Origin of the sequence: Leptospirillum ferrooxidans C2-3 (genome assembly GCF_000284315.1) — a bacterium.
In the GTDB taxonomy this organism is placed as follows: domain Bacteria; phylum Nitrospirota; class Leptospirillia; order Leptospirillales; family Leptospirillaceae; genus Leptospirillum; species Leptospirillum ferrooxidans.
Window position 1 is genome coordinate 286,685 of the sequence record NC_017094.1, and the last position, 17,624, is coordinate 304,308.

19 protein-coding genes are annotated in these 17,624 nt (G+C 52.0%); 14 read left to right on the forward strand and 5 right to left on the reverse strand.

Annotation, left to right across the window (positions count from 1 at the left end; all coding sequences use genetic code 11):
• The first annotated feature begins 2 nt into the window (after nucleotides 1-2).
• Together LFE_RS01505 and LFE_RS01510 are read left to right on the forward strand one after the other, a co-directional pair.
• Nucleotides 3-860: a hypothetical protein gene (locus LFE_RS01505; protein ID WP_014448513.1), complete on the forward strand. Its 858-nt coding sequence runs from the start codon at nucleotides 3-5 to the stop codon at nucleotides 858-860.
• Entirely contained in the window at nucleotides 853-1,152 is a 300-nt protein-coding gene (locus tag LFE_RS01510; protein WP_014448514.1) for an EscU/YscU/HrcU family type III secretion system export apparatus switch protein, read from the forward strand. Before LFE_RS01505 ends, LFE_RS01510 begins: the two co-directional genes overlap by 8 nt.
• Nucleotides 1,153-1,428: 276 nt before the next feature.
• Here the strand turns inward: LFE_RS01510 and LFE_RS01515 are convergent, their stop codons facing one another.
• On the reverse strand, nucleotides 1,429-1,668 hold the full coding sequence (locus LFE_RS01515) for a hypothetical protein (RefSeq protein ID WP_014448515.1): 240 nt from the start codon (nucleotides 1,666-1,668) through the stop codon (nucleotides 1,429-1,431).
• Nucleotides 1,668-2,105 carry a putative toxin-antitoxin system toxin component, PIN family gene (locus LFE_RS01520; RefSeq protein ID WP_014448516.1) on the reverse strand — a complete coding sequence of 146 codons (438 nt, stop codon included), beginning with the start codon at nucleotides 2,103-2,105 and terminating at the stop codon, nucleotides 1,668-1,670. Before LFE_RS01520 ends, LFE_RS01515 begins: the two co-directional genes overlap by 1 nt.
• A 567-nt stretch (nucleotides 2,106-2,672) precedes the next feature.
• Here LFE_RS01520 and LFE_RS01525 point away from each other — a divergent pair.
• From LFE_RS01525 to LFE_RS14045, 5 genes are all read left to right on the forward strand, one after another.
• On the forward strand, nucleotides 2,673-3,860 hold the full coding sequence (locus tag LFE_RS01525) for an LL-diaminopimelate aminotransferase (protein WP_014448518.1): 1,188 nt from the start codon (nucleotides 2,673-2,675) through the stop codon (nucleotides 3,858-3,860).
• A gap of 48 nt (nucleotides 3,861-3,908) precedes the next feature.
• Entirely contained in the window at nucleotides 3,909-4,430 is a 522-nt protein-coding gene (locus LFE_RS01530; RefSeq protein WP_041773922.1) for a 2-amino-4-hydroxy-6-hydroxymethyldihydropteridine diphosphokinase, read from the forward strand.
• Nucleotides 4,427-5,530, forward strand: a complete 1,104-nt coding sequence (locus tag LFE_RS12815) for an A/G-specific adenine glycosylase (RefSeq protein ID WP_014448519.1) — start codon at nucleotides 4,427-4,429, stop codon at nucleotides 5,528-5,530. Before LFE_RS01530 ends, LFE_RS12815 begins: the two co-directional genes overlap by 4 nt.
• Nucleotides 5,523-6,701 (forward strand): hypothetical protein, encoded by a 1,179-nt coding sequence (locus LFE_RS14040; protein WP_041773923.1) that lies wholly within the window; start codon nucleotides 5,523-5,525, stop codon nucleotides 6,699-6,701. The genes LFE_RS12815 and LFE_RS14040 overlap by 8 nt, the downstream gene beginning before the upstream one ends.
• 97 nt (nucleotides 6,702-6,798) lie before the next feature.
• Nucleotides 6,799-7,341, forward strand: coding sequence for a DUF3332 family protein (locus LFE_RS14045; protein ID WP_014448521.1), 543 nt, complete (start codon nucleotides 6,799-6,801; stop codon nucleotides 7,339-7,341).
• Nucleotides 7,342-7,401: 60 nt separating this feature from the next.
• Here the strand turns inward: LFE_RS14045 and LFE_RS01550 are convergent, their stop codons facing one another.
• Entirely contained in the window at nucleotides 7,402-7,692 is a 291-nt protein-coding gene (locus LFE_RS01550; protein WP_014448522.1) for a YtxH domain-containing protein, read from the reverse strand.
• Nucleotides 7,689-8,117, reverse strand: coding sequence for a hypothetical protein (locus tag LFE_RS01555; protein ID WP_014448523.1), 429 nt, complete (start codon nucleotides 8,115-8,117; stop codon nucleotides 7,689-7,691). The genes LFE_RS01550 and LFE_RS01555 overlap by 4 nt, the downstream gene beginning before the upstream one ends.
• A 128-nt stretch (nucleotides 8,118-8,245) precedes the next feature.
• Here LFE_RS01555 and LFE_RS01560 point away from each other — a divergent pair, with 128 nt between their 5' ends.
• The 3 genes from LFE_RS01560 (at nucleotide 8,246) to LFE_RS01570 (ending at nucleotide 11,299) form a co-directional block, all read left to right on the forward strand.
• Nucleotides 8,246-9,967 (forward strand): ABC transporter permease subunit, encoded by a 1,722-nt coding sequence (locus LFE_RS01560; RefSeq protein WP_014448524.1) that lies wholly within the window; start codon nucleotides 8,246-8,248, stop codon nucleotides 9,965-9,967.
• The gene (locus LFE_RS01565; protein ID WP_232502546.1) at nucleotides 9,960-10,715 is read left to right on the forward strand and encodes an ABC transporter ATP-binding protein; all 756 of its coding nucleotides are present in this window, start codon (nucleotides 9,960-9,962) and stop codon (nucleotides 10,713-10,715) included. Before LFE_RS01560 ends, LFE_RS01565 begins: the two co-directional genes overlap by 8 nt.
• A gap of 104 nt (nucleotides 10,716-10,819) precedes the next feature.
• Nucleotides 10,820-11,299: an AAA-associated domain-containing protein gene (locus LFE_RS01570; protein ID WP_014448526.1), complete on the forward strand. Its 480-nt coding sequence runs from the start codon at nucleotides 10,820-10,822 to the stop codon at nucleotides 11,297-11,299.
• 92 nt (nucleotides 11,300-11,391) lie between these two features.
• Here LFE_RS01570 and LFE_RS01575 read toward each other — a convergent pair whose 3' ends face one another.
• Nucleotides 11,392-11,628, reverse strand: a complete 237-nt coding sequence (locus LFE_RS01575; RefSeq protein ID WP_014448527.1) for a hypothetical protein — start codon at nucleotides 11,626-11,628, stop codon at nucleotides 11,392-11,394.
• A gap of 59 nt (nucleotides 11,629-11,687) precedes the next feature.
• On the opposite strand from LFE_RS01575, the gene dprA reads away from it, so the two are divergent.
• From dprA to LFE_RS01595, 4 genes are all read left to right on the forward strand, one after another.
• On the forward strand, nucleotides 11,688-12,611 hold the full coding sequence (gene dprA / locus LFE_RS01580; RefSeq protein ID WP_014448528.1) for a DNA-processing protein DprA: 924 nt from the start codon (nucleotides 11,688-11,690) through the stop codon (nucleotides 12,609-12,611).
• 76 nt (nucleotides 12,612-12,687) lie between these two features.
• Nucleotides 12,688-15,234 (forward strand): type I DNA topoisomerase, encoded by a 2,547-nt coding sequence (topA, locus tag LFE_RS01585; RefSeq protein ID WP_014448529.1) that lies wholly within the window; start codon nucleotides 12,688-12,690, stop codon nucleotides 15,232-15,234.
• Nucleotides 15,215-16,615: a methylenetetrahydrofolate--tRNA-(uracil(54)-C(5))-methyltransferase (FADH(2)-oxidizing) TrmFO gene (gene trmFO / locus LFE_RS01590; RefSeq protein WP_014448530.1), complete on the forward strand. Its 1,401-nt coding sequence runs from the start codon at nucleotides 15,215-15,217 to the stop codon at nucleotides 16,613-16,615. The genes topA and trmFO overlap by 20 nt, the downstream gene beginning before the upstream one ends.
• Entirely contained in the window at nucleotides 16,605-17,606 is a 1,002-nt protein-coding gene (locus tag LFE_RS01595; protein WP_014448531.1) for a tyrosine-type recombinase/integrase, read from the forward strand. Before trmFO ends, LFE_RS01595 begins: the two co-directional genes overlap by 11 nt.
• Nucleotides 17,607-17,624 lie beyond the last annotated feature (18 nt).

Here is a 17,624-nt window from a genome sequence, read left to right on the forward strand (position 1 = left end):
CGATGTCAGGTGTGCAACCACCCGATCTGTCTGGCGGGGGGATTCCTTTTGGACCAGATCCTCTTTTGGGTCTTGTGCGTCTTCTGCGCACAGCGCCGAAAGGAGTTTTGTCCGCACTCCTGTCGCCGCTTCGTTCCTCTTCTCCCTTTTTATGGTCAGTGAGTCTTCCGGGACTGAAGGTTCCCCTGATTCTTTCACTGCCTCCTGAAAGCCTTCCGCCCACCCTTTCCCGTCAAAGCGTTTCCGGATTCCTTTTTGAAGAGAACAACCAATTGTTTTTCAAGGGGAATCAGGAAGTCGCCACTTCTCCTCCATTGTTGCTGCTCCTGGGAAATACTCGAGTCAGTGGCGGCGATCATGAGGAAACATCCGGTTTGGAGAAATCCATATCAAAAGCCTTATTTTTCGAAACAGATGGAGCCATCCCGGCCAGTTCCCTCCAAACCCCTGCACAGATGATGGCTGAGACCTATTCTCTAAAAAATGGGGATATTCCGAATCTTACCTTTCAAAAGGTGGATGGACCTGTTCCACCAGGTTTGCTTTTTGCTGGGGGATCTCCTCCTTCGGTGATGTTCGAGATCTGCTGGCCGGATGAAAAAGAGGCTCACTCCTCAAAAAAGTCCGAAAATCTTCCGTCTGCGAGTTTTTCTTTCAGACTTTCCGTGTCCTATGCAACGGGGGAAAATCTGGAGCTCGCCGGTGTCTTTGATCCGTCATCCGCTAGATTAAATCTTTATCCAAGGACATCTTCCCCCTTTCTGATGTCTTATTGGAACAGCCTTGAGAGCGATCTGGGCGCGGCCCTTGAAAAAAATATCTCGATATTGCTGGAAAGGCACCGGAAAGATCATGGATGATCCTGAAAAGTTGTCACGTCTGGCGATTGCGATCCGATACCTTCCAGGGGAAGATGGTGCTCCGGTTGTTCTTGCCTCCGGGAAGGGAGAAGTCGCTAAAGCCATCCTGGAGCAGGCCTCGCTCTACAAAATTCCTGTGACTGAAAACCCTCCACTTGCCAAAATGTTGATCGGATTACCTCTGGATCATCCCATTCCTGTCGAGTTTTACGAGGCTGTGGCCCTGGTTCTGGCCCATCTTTACCGTTATCCCGGTGGAGAGAAAGAGAGTGGGACGAAGTCTGCTCCCTGAATCCAAGACTGAGAAGGAAAGAGGTTTCCTATTGTTCTCCCCATCGACTCATGGTGTTCAACGACGCTTTGCGGAGGATATCGCCATTATCAGTGCTAGGAAGATCCATGAAAAAACGCGTAAGGTGTTTTTTCCCTGAGGACTCATTCCTTTACGGGTACAAGAGGGGTTGACAGCCCGATCAGATCGGGCCATCGACGGGGTGCGGAACAGCATTTGTGAGGATTGCAAGCTACCCATCCATACCGTCGTCGAAAGGCTTCCCAAGAGCGCCGGTCAGCCCAGCTCATCGCCCTTCAGCGGTGGGCTGTCCGGGCTGGCCGCCAGCCAATCGTCGAGGGCGGCGATATCACCACGCGCCTGACGCTCGCGGAAATAGGCTTCTGTTTTGAGGGCCGAGACCTTTTCGGCGATGGCCGTCACAAAAAACTGGTTCATGGATACATGTTCTTCCTGAGCCACCTGGCGCACGTAGGCGAGCAGGGACTCAGGCACACGCAGGGCATAGTTGGACATCAGGGTTGCTCCTCTCGTAATTGGTGTAAAAATGCGCCAGGTGTCGCCACTTTCAGGCGAAAACGCCCGACGATGGCAAAGTCTTGGATGTTCATGGAGACCAACACGTCCGCGCGGCCATTCAGCGCGGTTTCCAGGACCATTTCGTCGGCGGGATCGCGCAGTTGGGGCCGCCAGAGGTAATGCAGATGGACCGGTTCGCCGCACAAACACAAAGCGTCCAGAAACGCATCCGTCATGAGGGCGCTTCGCCCGCTGGCTGCCAGTTGCTCCGGGCGCTTGAGGACGGTTTCATACTCCAGGATCAGCGGTACCGAAAGCAAGACGAGAAACTGTCTGTCTCTCATGGCCTGTAATAAGGTGAATGACGCACCCAGGCGGCTGCGGGAAGCCGCCACCAATACATTCGTATCCAAGACGACGCGCGATAGTTTCATATTGCCGATGATATTACCGTGTCAAAAAAAAAACAAGAGTCACCTTCATCCAACAGGGTATGAGTCTGAAAGGAGTCTCGTTATTCCAGTAAGGAATGAGACTGAAAATGGTTGATTTGTTCATAACAACGAACATGGTAGGCAATTCGATCAAGATGGCCAACCCACTGACCTCCTCAAAAACTCCCATGTCCGGAGTCCTATTCAGGAGGTGACCGGGAATGGTCAGAAGTCGAGCCTTCTGTCAGAAAAGGGTCATCGATGCAAGCCTTGAGAACGGTCGGAGTCCGGGAATGGAATGGCAGAAAGACCCTTTCATGCCGCTTTTTAGGGTTTTTCTACTTTTAGAAGCTGAGATTGGAAAAATCCCCCTTTGTCCCCATTTTTAAGCAATGTAACAGAATTCTGATTGAGTGAGTCTGAGGCTGGAAGCCTTTTGCCTGCTCTGCTAGAATACAGGGAAAGTCATCCTGTCGGGTATCTGACGGGAGTGAGGTGTTTTCTCAGGCAATAACCGATTTTTTGTCGTTTTCACATATCCCAAACTTTTACAGGAGTGTCTAGCTGATGGATTTTCGCGCCAAGTGGTCTCAAAGAATTAAAAGTCTTCCACCGTATCTCTTTGCCCGTATTGATGAAAAAAAGCGTGAGGCGATGGCCAAGGGAATGGATATCATCAACCTTGGAATCGGAGATCCGGACACCCCGACACTCCCTCCGATCGTTGAGGCTGCTAGGATTGCCCTGGGCCGTCCAGAGCACCATCAGTATCCCTCTTATGAAGGAATGCTCTCGTTCAGGGAGTCGATTGCCCACTGGTACAAAAAGCGCTTTCTGGTCGACCTGGATCCTCACACGGAAGTGCTGGGCCTTATCGGTTCCAAGGAAGGGATCGGCCATATGCCGCTCGCATTCATTGATCCGGGAGATACGGTTCTGGTCCCTGAGCCTGGTTACCCGGTCTATCATGCCGGTACTCTTTTTGCCGGCGGAGAAACCTACTACATGCCAATACTGGAATCCAATGGATTTTTGCCTGATCTTTCGGCAATTCCGGATTCTGTCTATCGTCGTACAAAAATCATGTTCATCAATTATCCGAACAATCCAACCGGTGCTGTCGCTCCGGATTCATTTTTTGCAGAAGTCATAGAAAAAGCAACAAAATATGGCTTTATCGTTGCGCATGATGCGGCTTACTCCGAGATCTATTTTGACGGGAATGCTCCAAAGAGCTTCCTTTCATTTCCTGGGGCAAAGGAAGTGGGAATCGAATTTCACAGCTTGTCCAAGACATTCAACATGACCGGGTGGAGAGTCGGTTTTGCGGTTGGTAACGCATCGGTCCTCGCAGGTCTTGGAAAAATCAAAAGCAATATGGATTCCGGAATCTTTCAGGCTCTCCAGGAGGCATCGATTGCCGCAATGGCGCTTCCGGATTTTTGGATGGAGAATCTCCGTAGCATGTATCAAGAGCGCCGTGATGTTCTGGTATCGGGTCTCAGGACCGCCGGTCTTCGCGTCATCCCGCCGGGAGCATCGTTCTATCTTTGGGCGGGAATACCTGCGGGAATGAAGTCCGAGGAGGCCTCTTTGGCCTTGTTGAGCCGCACTGGAATTGTCGCGACTCCCGGAAACGGATTCGGAATTTCCGGAGAAGGTTATGTCCGCTTCGCCCTGACGGTCGATACGCCGAGACTAAAGGAAGCCATCGACAGGATTGTGAATGAGGGGCTCTTTACCCCCAAAAACTAGCCGGAGAAAAAACATGTTTCCTTTTTCCTGTTTTTCCGGGAAATCAGGGTGATTGCAGGAGTTTCACTCGGAGGAAATCTTCCCGGGTCGAGAATAGCAATTGAAAGATGTCTCTCCAGTATGTTTCAAAGCTCTTTTTTCAGATTGACAGGAATGTCTTCTTTTGCCCGGACACTGGCTTGGGGAACTCCGGCTCCTTCCTATGACAATGTTGTTGTTGTCGGGGTGACCAGGCTATGTGTTCCGGGTTTTTTTAACTGGCTCAATGAACTTGAACGAAAAGTCCCCAGAAGAGGTAAGGGAAGGCTCTGGCCTCGTATCCTGGATATCGACTTTCTTTTTTCCTTTCCTCCATCATCCGGTCACCCACCGGATCTGATTCTCCCTCACCATGCGTTGCCATCGCGGGAAACCTTGCGCCATCTTCTTGATGAAGCATCCCGTCAGGCTAGGCTGCCTTCGGATCTTCGTGACAGTTTATGTGGAACTCTATCGTCCGGTTCTCCCCCCGGGAGCGCTCCGATTGCCAGGCCAGGTGCTTTTTTCTGGAAAAGGGGGTTTGATCATTGACTGGAAAAGGACTTTTTCTGGAGACAATCTCCCGGTCGGTTGATCAGGAGGATCTGCTTGCCGGAAGGGCTTCCTTCAATTTTTTGGAGGCAAGAGACCGGCTTCTGGGATGGTACGGTAATGTTGCGAGAAAGCTGCCGTGGAGGGACCCCATTACCCCCTACAGGGTCTGGGTGTCGGAAATCATGTTGCAACAGACGACTGTTTCTGCTGTGGTCGGATATTTTGAGCGTTTTATGGTGCGATTCCCTTCGGTTGATCTTTTGGCAGAGTCTTCGGAGAACGATCTCCTGAAACTCTGGGAAGGACTGGGATATTACCAAAGGGCAAGAAATCTCCATCGGGCGGCTAAAATGATCGTGGTTTCCGGTTCGTTTCCCAGAACAAAAGCGCAGTGGGAACTTTTGCCAGGTATAGGACCGTCCACTGCAGGAGCAATTGCATCGATTGCTTTTGGGGAAAGGGAGCCGATTCTCGATGCGAACGTTCGTAGGGTCAATCGCCGTCTTTTTCAGTTCATGGATTCCCCTGAAAAAGGAGACAAGCTCGAATATCTCTGGAACATTTCACGAGCGTTTGTCGAATTGCCGGGAGACTCTCCCGGAGAGGTCAATCAGGCGTTGATGGACCTCGGTGCAACTGTTTGCCGGATCAGGGCTCCCTTGTGTGATGAATGTCCCCTCTCCTCCCAATGCCTGACGTCCCGTTTTTCTCTTGATTCCAGTTTGCCAATAATGAAAAGAGGTTTCCGAAGGAAGGTCATCAGAACAGCCCTTGTTCTTCCGCCTGAAAAAGGGCTTACCCTTGTGATCCGCTCGGGAGGACGTTTTTTGGAAGGACTCTGGGATTTTCCCGGGGATGTCATGGATGAAGTGGCTTCTTCAGAAAAAACAGGGAGGATGATTGGCAGGGTTTCTCATGTTTATACCCATATCGAGGAAGAGGTGTTGATTATCGAAGTGGATGTTCTGCCAACAGGGTCTGAAAACGCAAGGGTATTCCCCGGAATCGGAGAGGCAAGGGAGGTTCCCCTGACCGGGGCAGCCAAAAAGGTTATGCGCGTTCTTGAGAAACGGGAGTTATTCAAAACCAATGGATGACCCTGTCACCGGCTTTATTTCCGGTTCCTTGCCGGTAAGCCTGTCAAGAAGACTTTGGAGAGCTTGCGTTCGCTTTTTGTGGATGAGCAAATGGTTGTTTCTGCTGATTGCTTTAGGGGTTGTGGGATCCTGTCAGTCGCAGAGCCAGAGTTTCTTGTGGGTTGCCGGTTCCATACCCTCCGGCTCACAGCCAACATCCGTTTCCTGCCCGGGGCCATCGACCTGTTTTGTGGTGGGTCAAAACGGCCTGATCCTCTTGACCCAGAACGGTGGACTGACCTATCAGCCACTGGATTTTGTCAACGGAGGATTTGCTCTTGCCAACTTCAACCTGACATCGATCAGTTGTCCCTCGACCCTGATCTGCTACATTGTCGGAAATCAGGGATTGATCGCCCAGACACTTGATGGAGGGGCCACCTTTCAGGTCACCAATGAAACGGTCAATGGTAACCTGACCTTGAACTCCGTCAGCTGCCAGACGGTAACGACTCCTGCCTGTGTTGCGGTTGGAAGCAACAATTCAATGTATATCCTGCCGATCCTTTCCGGGGCATGGACGGCTGTCCTGAATTCCTCATCGTCCGGTGTCGGACCTGCCAACTATGGACAGGTGGCGATTTCTGGCTCAACCATTTTGATCTCGGCTCAAACGACATCCGGGCAGGGTATTCCCGGACTGGTGGTTTCCTCCGATTCCGGGGTGACTTTCCAGTTTTCACCCATTTCCCAGGCAGATGCCCCCCAGGGTATCAGCGGAGTGGCGTGCCAGCTGTCAGGGACCTGCATCGCTGTGGGACCCGGAGCCGTCCTTCAGAGCCAGCTGTCGACCTTGTCCTGGTATCCTGTCGCGATTCCCCAGAGCTTCTCCCAGCAGGCGGGATTCCTTCAGGAAGTTTCTCCGGATCCTTCCGGAAGCTTCTGGTTGACTGGATCATCCGGAACCCTTATCTATCTCTCGAATGGTGTCTCTCAGACATCGACGGGAAATGGTCTCTGGATATTCGAACTGCAAACCCTTCCTGGTTCCGGAATTTCCGAGACCGTTGGCCAAGTGGGTTGCTCAGGATCTTACTCCTGTATTGCAGCGGTCTATTCCCTCTCCGTCAATGGCTCGGTTTATGAAACCGGTGCCCAGATTTCAGGACAGTCGAGCCTCCAGACCCCATAAATTTGATAAAAGTATGTGTTGTTCGTATGCTTGTACCGTTTCTTCTGGGCCGCTGACTCCCAGAACCAGGTTCACAATCAAAAATGAGGAGACGGAGATGTTCAACAAAACCAAAACATGGATTTCCGCGGGTATGCTTGTTGTTTTTATGGGAGTCCTTTCCGGATGTTATGGGCAATATGCCCTGGTTCATCTGCTTTATAAATCCAACGGGACGATCGAGAACAAGTGGGCCCGGTCCGGTGTGAATGCCCTTTTGATCATTTTCCCCGTGTATGCGATTGCAGGTCTGGGTGATGTCATTATCTTCAACACGATCGAGTTCTGGTCCGGAAAAAATCCGATTACAAACTCCCCATCGGTTTCTGGTAAGGCCGATATTCCGCAAAACGGGATGAGGGCGGAAACGACGAAATCCGGAAATCATGTCGTTTTGGCATGGCACTACAGCCAGTCAAGGAAATCTCTGGTCGCCCTTTCGGTTACAAGACCTTCCACTGGAGCGCCTGTCGTCAAGCTTTATCGTTCCCATGCTGTTGACTCTCAGGTGATGGGAGCCGGGGCACATGTGACGGAGACCACCTTCAATGCCGGTCATATGTCCTCAAGAGTTGTGACGGGACTTCCAGGAACGATCTAGTGACCTGTTAGGAAGATCATTCATGCGGTGTTAAGGGGGCAGTAATGCCCCCTTGTTTCTTTACTCTTCCGTTGGGGGAGAAGACGGTCCCGGCGGATTTTCGGTCAATGTATTGATGAATGCTTCCCAACCGGCTTTCAACGCTTTTTTGGTCTGATGTTCGGTCTGGACCATTTCTGTCCGGATTTCTCCTTCTCGCAGTCCTTCGACTGTTTCCTGTGCAAGGGATCGGGCTTTTTTGCGGGCTTCCGGAAGGAAGAGGACCACTGCCGCTGCCCCGGCAAGTGTCCCTGCGACAAAAAACAAAAGGGCATGGGAGGATGAACTCTGGGAATCGGTTTTGTCGCTCAACTGTTTTCTCCTTTGCTTTCATGTTTTGGTGGAGATGGTTGTCCGTTGGGGTTTTTGTAAGCCATGACGGCATTCTTGAGAGCGTGTCCAATCGTTGTTGCCTTTTGAATCATGTTTCCGATCGACGAGACCCGGCTGAAAAGGGAAAAAAGATGTTCAGCTGCTGGTCTGTCGAGACTTTCTTTAATGGACTCGATCCACTGGGTTACCCTCTCTGTGTCACGAAGGATCCCTGAAAGATGGTGAAGGACTGGGAGAGATGATCTGGAAAGCTCTTTTGCGGCTGTCTCAAGTGTCGAAAGAAAAAGAATGATCCGGTAAACAAGGATACCTGTCATGACCAGAAAAATCGCCACGCCGATCAGTATTCCTTCCTGGAAGGAGCTTAGGCCGGAGGGAACTTGTTGGATGCCTGCTGTAGTCATGAATCCTCCAGTATTCAGGATTTTTATGGGATTGATTTTTGATTCTTCCATGATTGAAACTCTAAATCAATTTGTACTTCCTGAAAATGAAAGCCGTCATCCTTGTTTCCTGTTCGGGAGAGCATGCTTTGTCACCTAGGATTCGATCCAATGCTGTTATGGCAGGTGCTCTGATTGTTCTGACTTTGCTGAGCTGGATCTTGTTCAGGCACCATATCCTCCTTCAGGGTGGACAGATTGAAAAGGCCGAGATCTCGGCTTTACCGAAAGATCTTGCCCTTTCAGTCCTGAGACTTCTTGGCGGCTATCTGATTTCCCTAGTCTTTGCCTATTGCTACGGTCTTCTGACGGCGTTGACTCCCTGGGGTGAACGATATCTCCTTCCTGTTCTGGACATCCTTCAGTCCATTCCCATCCTCGGGTTTTTTCCGGCGGTGGTTTTTGTCCTGGCTCATCTTTTTTCCAATCCGCTCCATGGTGTGGAGCTTGCGAGTATGGTCCTGATTGCGACGAGTATGGCATGGAACATGGCGTTTGCCGTTTTTGAATCCATCAGGACCGCTCCTCATGAGTTTTCCGAGCTGATGAGGCAGATCCAGGCTCCATGGTGGATCAGGCTTTCAAGGTATTTGATTCCGGTAACGATTCCAAAGATGGTTTATAATTCCATCCTGTCCTGGGCACAGGGATGGTATTTTCTGATCGCCTGCGAAATGATCTCCCTTGGTTCTGTCCACTATCAGCTTCAGGGGTTGGGAAGCTTCCTGGTGTCGGCAACCGCTTCCGGGAGTATGGGGCTTGCGATACTCGGAATACTGACATTGATCGTATCGGTGGTCCTGTTCGACTTTTTTCTGTTTCGGCCCGTTATGGTATGGGCGGAGCGATTCAGGATCGAGCAGAACTCATCATCCTTTGACAGGGTCGAATCCCCTTTTCGGGATTTCCTGATGGATGCGACGATTCTCGAGCAACCAAGAAAGTTTTTGGGAAAAATGCGCTCGTTTTTTTCCGATGCTATGGACCGCCGGTTCTTCCAGCTTGAGTCCTATGGAAGAAAGATGGAAGGAAAATCTCCGGGGGGAATGCGGATCTTTTCCAGGGCCCTGCCGGCCCTTTCCGTCATTTTTGTTGGTTTTCTGGGGGCATTGGCTGTCCGTTCCCTTTTTCGGGAGCTCTCCAGGGGGATTCCATGGAGTGGTCTTTCAGAGCTTCCTCTGGATCTTCTTTTTTCCATTTTTAGACTCTTGGCAGGGTATTTTCTCTCCCTCTTGTGGACGGTTCCGCTTGCCTACATGGTTTTTCGCTTTCCCAGACTTCACAGGACAGTCATGCCGGTGGCCCAGATCATGGCATCTGTTCCGGCAACCGCTCTTTTTCCCTTTATCATCGTACTGGTCGTCAGGACAACCAACAGCATGAATCTGGCATCGATCATCCTGTTACTGTCCGGGATGCAGTGGTATCTTCTATTCAACCTTCTTGCCGGGGTCGGATCATTTCCTGCCGAGATGCGGGAAGTCTCCCAGACACTTGGACTGTCCGGGATGATTTTTATCAGGAAGGTTTTCCTGCCCTTCCTGTATCCGTCATTGCTGACCGGTTCCATCACGGCGTTCGGGGGTGGGTGGAATGCATTGATCGTCGCCGAATATGTGGTGTATGACAATAAGGATTATGGAGTCAGGGGAATCGGGGCTTTTTTGGACCGGGCAACATACCATTCGGGAAATGAAATTTTGGTGGTCGCGTCACTTTTATTGATGACTGGAGTCGTTGTCATGCTCAATCGCCTGTTCTGGACACCGCTGTATGAACGGGTGACCAATAAATATGGTTATCATGGCTGAACCGTTTCTTGAACTGTCGATGATTTCCCAGGAATTTCTGGAAGAGGGCCGCAACAATCTCGCCATTCGGGATCTCTCCCTATCGATTGACGAGGGGGAGTTTGTTTCGATTGTGGGCCCTTCCGGTTGCGGGAAAAGTACCCTACTCAGGATTTTGCAGGGACTGATCTCCCCCACGCGGGGTGAGGTTCTCTACAGGGGCAGCCCATCCCTAGGTGTCAATGGAGACATGGGGATGGTTTTTCAGGGATTCGCGCTGTTCCCATGGATGACGGTTCGGGAAAACGTTGGAATCGGTCTTGTTGCCCAGGGGCTGCCCAAGTCCGAAATCTCCCGAAGCGTTGCTTTCTACATTGACAAGGTGGGGCTTGAAGGGTACGAGGAAGCTTATCCAAGGGAACTTTCCGGAGGAATGAAACAGAGGGTCGGGATCGCCCGGGCCCTGTGTATGGAGCCAGCGATCCTTTTGATGGACGAGCCCTTTTCCAATCTGGATGCATTGACGAGCCTCACTCTCAGGGATGAGGTACTGATGCTTTGGCAGGACCCTGAGATGTCTGTCCGGACAATCATCATGGTGACTCATATCATTGAAGAGGCGATATTGATGTCCGACAGGGTCGTTGTTCTTTCGCGAAGGCCAACGCATGTTGTGGAGGAGATCTCGGTCGACCTCCGGCGGCCAAGGGATCGGCGCCATCCCGACTTTGACCGGCTGTCGGACCGGATCTTTTCCCTGATTTCCTGAAAGATTTTTGTTTTCGTATGGATGGACAAGTTTTTTGATGTCTCGAAAAGAGACGCATCCGCCTCCATTGGGGAGACGGTTTTTACCATTTTGAAGGAGGTTTTATGGAAGGGGATCCCGATTCGCATCCGGGTATGAGTCGAATCGTAGGACTTTTAAAGGTCCTTGATCAGAATGGAGGGGAAGAGGACCTCTATCAGCTTGGCGTGGATCTTCATCTTGAGCTCGGGGAAGAGCTGCAGCTCGTTCGGGCGGCGGAGTCACTGGGGTTCGTTCTGACACCCGGATCAGCAATCATTCTGACCAAGATCGGTCGGGATTTGATTGGTGCCGATATCAATGGGAGAAAGAAGCTCTTCAGGGAAAGGATTCTGACGTTGCCTCTCTTTCAGCTGGTCGCCAAATGGCTGGAAGGGGAGAAGGAAGGACTTCCTGCTGATGAGGTCCGCCAAAGGATTGCGGAAGCTTTTCCCGGAGAAGATCCCCATATGAGCTTTTTATTGCTGGTGAACTGGGGACGATACTCGGAGCTTTTCGGGTATCGGGCAGATCGGGAGGAAATCTATCTCGACAGGGGGGATTAAACTGGGGGTGCACGATCGTCGGATTAGAAAATCCTGGGAAGATGTTTTCGGGGGACTCCTTTTTGTCAGGGAGAAGTGAAACCTGTTTTTTGTTAGGATGTTTCCTCATCCATTTTTTTCCGTTTGGCTTTGAGAAGTTCTATGTGTTTTTCAAGGGCCAGAATTTCTTCGTCGAGCTGTTTTTTCCTCAGGTGCAGAGGAGGAAGTTCGGCTTTTTGGCGCATCAGGGCGTGTTTTCTGTCCCTTGACCAGAGAATGATGCCGGCAAGGGTCACAAGGGAAAGAATAACCGTTGCCACGGTAAACATCCGGAACAGGTCATTATTCATTCGGACCTCCCAAAGAGCATTCTTGATCCTCTCAAAACGTTCCCATGGTGGTTGAAAACTTGTCTCATACAGAACCTCCCCATCTTAATGCCCGAAAGATCAAAGCTCAAGGGACTTCTAGAAGCGAGCAAGAGATTTTTTATCTGGCGCAGAGTCTTTTTCGCCTGGACCACCTGGGCAAGCAGAAAACCCCCCACCTCCTTTCCAGAACATTTCGGGAAGGTTTGTTTTTCGAGGAGGAGTTTCGCTCCAAAACGAATTTTTGGCGGGAAAAGGCGCTGGTTGTTCTTGACAAGTGCGAACAACTGGGGTTAAAGATGATCACTGTCGGAACGGGTTACCCGCCCCTTCTGGAAAAGCTTTCTGATCCCCCCAAGGCCTTTTTTGTTCAGGGAGAGATTTCTTCCCTCTTTCACCCGTCCATTGCAATGATCGGATCTCGTGATGCACCATCTGTTGCCCTGGAAAGTTTCTCACGGTTGTCGGGAGATATAGCGCGCTTTGGGCTGTCGATCGTTTCGGGACTCGCGGCAGGAATGGATGGCGCAGCCCACAGGGGGGCCCTCGATGCGGGCGGGCTGACGGTTGCGGTTGTCGGGTGCGGTCTGGATCGGGTATATCCTCCTGCCAACAGACGCTTGGCCCAGGACATTCTTGACGGGGGAGGGGCTCTGGTGAGTGAATATCCTCCAGGAGATCCTCCTTCAGCTTGGCACTTTCCTTTCAGGAACAGGATTATCGCAGGCCTTTCGGCCGGAGCTGTCTGCGGTGTGCATAGACGATTTTCGGGAACGTCCATCACTGTGAGGGTTGCTGTTGAGGAAAACCGGGATTTGTTCGTATTTTTTGATGAACAATCCGGAGGTGCTTTTGATGGTCCACTGCACTTGATGGAGCAGGGAGCCCGAAGAGTTTATGATGCGGAGGATATTATCCTCGGCCTGGGTGGAAGACTTCCGGTCGGGGAAGCGGATCTTTTCTAATACCTGATGGATGGGACTGTCGGATGGGTTCCAGAGTGGGTTGGCCAATGTTTGAAGGTACTGTCTAAGGGGAAAAATGGCCACAAAAAGTAAGGAAGATACTGTCAAGAAGAAGTCCACAAGGGCGGTGAAGGAGTCTTCATCTCCAGCGGCCAGGAAAACGGTCAGAAAAAAGCTGGTGGAGGGAAAGACGACTTCTTCGGGCGGAACACTCATTGTCGTCGAGTCTCCGACGAAAGCGAGAACGCTCACGAAGATCCTTGGTCCATCCTATTCCGTGAGGGCCTCCGTCGGTCATCTGAAAGACCTTCCGCCTTCCAGGCTTGGTGTTGATCTCGACAAGGGTTTCGAGCTCGAGTTCATCGTCAACAAGGACAAGAAGGCGATCCTGTCCGATATTCTCAGTCAGGCAAAAAATGCATCGGAGATTTACCTTGCATCCGATCCTGATCGTGAAGGGGAGGCGATTGCCTACCATATTGCGTCAGAGCTGTCGGGGCTCAATCGCCCCATCCGCAGGGTTCTGATCCATGAGCTGACCGAATCGGGAATACGTCATGCATTGTCCTTGCCAGGGGATATCGATGGGCACAAGGTGGAAGCCCAGATGGCCCGGCGTGCGCTTGACCGTATTGTGGGGTATACCCTTTCGCCCCTTCTCTGGGATCGTGTCCGTCGCGGTCTTTCGGCGGGGAGGGTTCAGTCCGTCGCGGTCAGGCTGATCTGTGACCGGGAAGAGGCGATCAGGGCATTTCGCCAGGAAGAATATTGGACAATTGAGTGTCTGTGCCAGGTCATTGATGCTTCCGCCTCTTCCAAAAGTGAGACCTTCCGTGCCCGTCTTGAGCGGGTAGCAGGGGAAAAGCCACAGCTTTCGAATGGGGAAGCGGCCCATGAAACGGTTCTTCGACTCCAGGAGGAGAGCTTCCGCATCGCTTCTGTCGAGTCGACGGAGAAAAAGCGGAATCCTTCCCCCCCGCTCACCACAAGCCGACTCCAGCAGGAAGGGGCCAACAGGTTTCGTTTTGCCGCCAGACGGACAATGATGGCTGCACAGAAGCTTTACGAGGGGATCGATCTTCCCGGAACAGGACCTGTTGGTCTGATTACCTATATGAGGACGGATTCGATCCGGATTGCTCCCGAAGCCCAGGACGCTGCCAGAAAATGGATTTCATCCCACCATCCGGACGCCCTTCCGAAGACGCCTAATGTGTTTAAAAATCGAAAGGGAATCCAGGATGCGCATGAAGCTATCCGCCCGAGTGATCCGTCCCGGACGCCCGAGTCCCTGAAGGGTGTTCTTGACGGGGATCTTTTCAAGGTCTACGACCTGATATGGCAGCGATTCATGGAAAGCCAGATGAGCCCTGCCCGCTATCTTCAGACTGTTGCCCTGATCGAGGGAAACAAAAAAGATGTTCTCAAGGCATCGGGAAGGGTCCTTCTTGATCCTGGTTTCCTGAGGCTTCGTGGAGAAACGGTCACCGTTGAGGGAGATCAGACGGAATCAGCGGAAGAAGGTGTGCTTCCACCCCTTTCGGAAGGTCAGGGGATCGATCTGAAAAAAATTCTTCCTGAACAGCATTTTACCGAGCCGCCGCCCCGATATTCCGAAGGAACACTCATCAAGGAACTCGAGGAGAAGGGGATAGGACGCCCCAGTACCTTCGCGACGATCATGTCGACCATCCTTGAACGGGAATATGTCGAAAAAAAGGAATCGCGCTTTTTTCCGACCGATCTCGGTGAGAGGGTGAACAAGCTTCTTGTGGCCTCCTTTCCGGATCTTGTGAGTCCCGGGTTTACGGCCAAAATGGAAGAGGAGCTTGATTCCGTGGAAGAGGGACGCCGGGACTATCAGACCATTGTGGGAGAGTTTTATCAGCCCTTTCATGAAAGCCTGTCAAAAGCTCGGTCCGGGGGAATGGAAAACCTCAAGCAGGCTTCTCTTCCAACCGATATCGACTGCCCGGCATGCGGCAAGAAAATGGTTCGTAAATGGGGTAAAAATGGCGGCTATCTCGCCTGTTCCGGCTATCCAGAATGCAAGACCAGCATGAATTATATCGAAGATGAGAACGGTATCCATCCGGATCTTCCAAAGACACTCGTCGACGAGCTTTGCGAGGTTTGCGGAAAGCCGATGGTGATCAAAAAGGGGCGTTTCGGGACCTTCCTCGCTTGCACCGGATACCCGACCTGCAAGACAACCCGGCCATGGCCTCCCAAGGACGAGCATAAAGTTCCACTTCCCCCTGTTCCCGAAAACACGCTTCCATGTGAGGTTTGCGGGAAACCCATGGTGGTCAGGAAAGGACGTTTCGGCCCCTTTTTGGCGTGCACCGGGTATCCAAAGTGCAAGACGGCGCGACCCATGCCAACGGGGATTCCCTGCGCCGAGCCGGGATGCAAGGGAGAAATCGTACCCAGACGGGGTAAGAGGGGCATCTTTTACGGATGTAGCGAGTACCCGACGTGTACAGCCACATTTGCTGGACGACCGGTTCTGAAGCCCTGTCCGGTTTGCGACCATCCATTTCTTGTCGAGTCGGGAAAGTCTTCGAATGGGGTCTTGGTCTGTCCCAGGGAAGGTTGTGGTTATGAGTCGACTCCGGACTGATCTGCCTGTTGTGACGGTCATCGGTGCAGGGCTTGCTGGCACCGAGGCCGCCCTTTCCCTGTCCTCGCTTGGACACAGGGTCAGACTTTTTGAGATGAGACCTGTTTTGATGTCGGGTGCCCATAAAACGGCTCTCGCTGGTGAGCTTGTCTGTTCAAATTCCCTAAAAAGCCTTGATCCCCTTACACCACATGGACTTTTAAAAGAAGAGCTTCTGGCGCTCAACTCTCCTGTGATTGAAGCGGCTGTCTCCTCCAGAATACCGGGTGGTGGTGCCCTTGTTGTGGACAGGGATCGTTTTGCAACGCTTCTTGATGGTCGGCTTTCCTCGGATCCCGATATCCAGGTGATACGGGAGCCTGTCCTGAAACTGCCATCGGTGAGGCCGCTGGTGATTGCGACCGGTCCACTGACTCATCCTGCCCTGATGGACGATCTCGTCCGATACCTTCCGGGAATGAAGCTCTCCTTTTATGATGCGATCGCTCCTATTGTCGATGCGGAAAGTCTTGATCTGGAATCTCTCTACCCTGGAGATCGCCACGGTGTGCCCGGTCAGGGAGACTACCTGAATGCGCCGATGTCGCAGGAGCTCTATCATGCGTTTTGTCAGGAGATCCTGCTTGGGGAAAAAGTTCCTCCCCATGAGGGGGTCGAGGACGACCCTGCATCCTTGAGGGCGTTTTCTGCCTGTCAACCGATCGAATCCCTCGTCGAGTCCGGAATGGAAACGCTGGCTCATGGCCCCTTAAGGCCGGTGGGTCTTCCGGATCCCCGGACGGGAGAAAGACCTTATGCGGTTGTCCAGCTCAGGAGAGAGACTCTTTCCGGATCCGCCTATAACCTGGTGGGTTTTCAGACCCGACTCAAGCAGGGGGAACAGGCCCGGATCTTTCGGATGATTCCCGGGCTATCAAACGCCAGTTTTCTTCGCTTTGGATCCCTTCACCGAAATACGTTTGTCGATGCCCCCTCGCTCCTTATGGCAGACCTTTCGATCAGGGGACTTCCCGGGGTCTATATTACCGGCCAGCTTCTTGGCGTTGAGGGATATACGGAATCTGTCGCAATGGGGCATATGACAGCGATGGCGGTACATGCTTCCTGGGGCGGGGAGCGTCTTCCTGCTGAAACGATATTGCCTCCCGGGGAAACCGCCCTCGGATCATTGTTGACCGGTTTGTCCAACCCGTCCGGTGGGGTCTTTTGTCCGATCAATCTCCATTTTGGTCTTTTCCCTGAGCCCGGCAAGAGAGGACAAGGTAAGAACGCACAGGAATCCAGGCGTCAAACCATCGTCAGAAATGCTCAGGAGGCGTTTTCTGTCTGGAGGAAAAAAACAGCTTCCGACGCACTCCATGGAGAGGCTTGTGGGAGGTAAGGGGTCAGGAACTCGCAAATCCGAACATTTGATTCACGGAGCCATCCTTTCGGGAAGTCATCCGCCGGATCATCCAGTCTATCTGCATATGGACCATTTCTTGCGGATGCTGGCAATGAAGGGGCGCTCATCCAAAACCATCGCATCCTGCCGGAATGATTTACTCCTTTTTGCGGAAGCTTCCGGAAGTGGCGGGAAAAAAACAGCAGGTCCCGTTCTTTCCGAAAGTGATGCCCAGGCTTTTTTGATGCATCTGGTTCTCGGTGGTTATCACCCCCGGTCGATTTCTCGTATCCTGTCCTCTTTAAGGGGATTTTATGAATACCTTTCAGAGAATGGAGTTGTTGCAAAAAATCCGTTCAGGGGACTGAAGGGCCCCAAAATTCCCCGAAGCCAGCCAAAGTTTCTCACGATTGATGAGATCAATGAACTTCTGGATGCTCCGGATCCCTCGACATGGGAGGGGAGAAGAAATCGGGCAATCCTTGAGATTTTTTATCTTGACGGACTTCGTCTGTCAGAGTTGTGCGGTTTGAATCTCGGCGATCTTCAGGGGGATGTCCTTCTGGTCAGGGGGAAGGGAAACAAGGAGCGACGTGTGCCTCTTGTCGGTGTGGCGAGAGTCCGTTTGCTCACGTTCCTGCCGGAATCCGGAGCTGTGGCTCCGTTGGACTGCCTGTTCCCGGAATGCTTCGGAGGAAAAAGGCTGTCTGTTTATCAAATCAGCAGAATCGTCCGTGCTTCAGCCAGGAAAGCGGGAATTGCGGCCAACGTGACCCCTCATGGGATCAGGCATACCTGTGCGACACACCTGTTGAACAACAGCATGGATCTTCGCCATATACAGAGTCTTCTGGGCCACTCATCCCTTTCATCGACACAGAAATATACCCATGTGGGGATCCGGGAGCTGAAAGATCGTTATGACAGGTCCAAAAAACAGGAGAGCGTTATAGTGCCCAAAGCCCCGGATGATGATGGAGCGAGGTGAGTGCCGGGATGGCTCCGA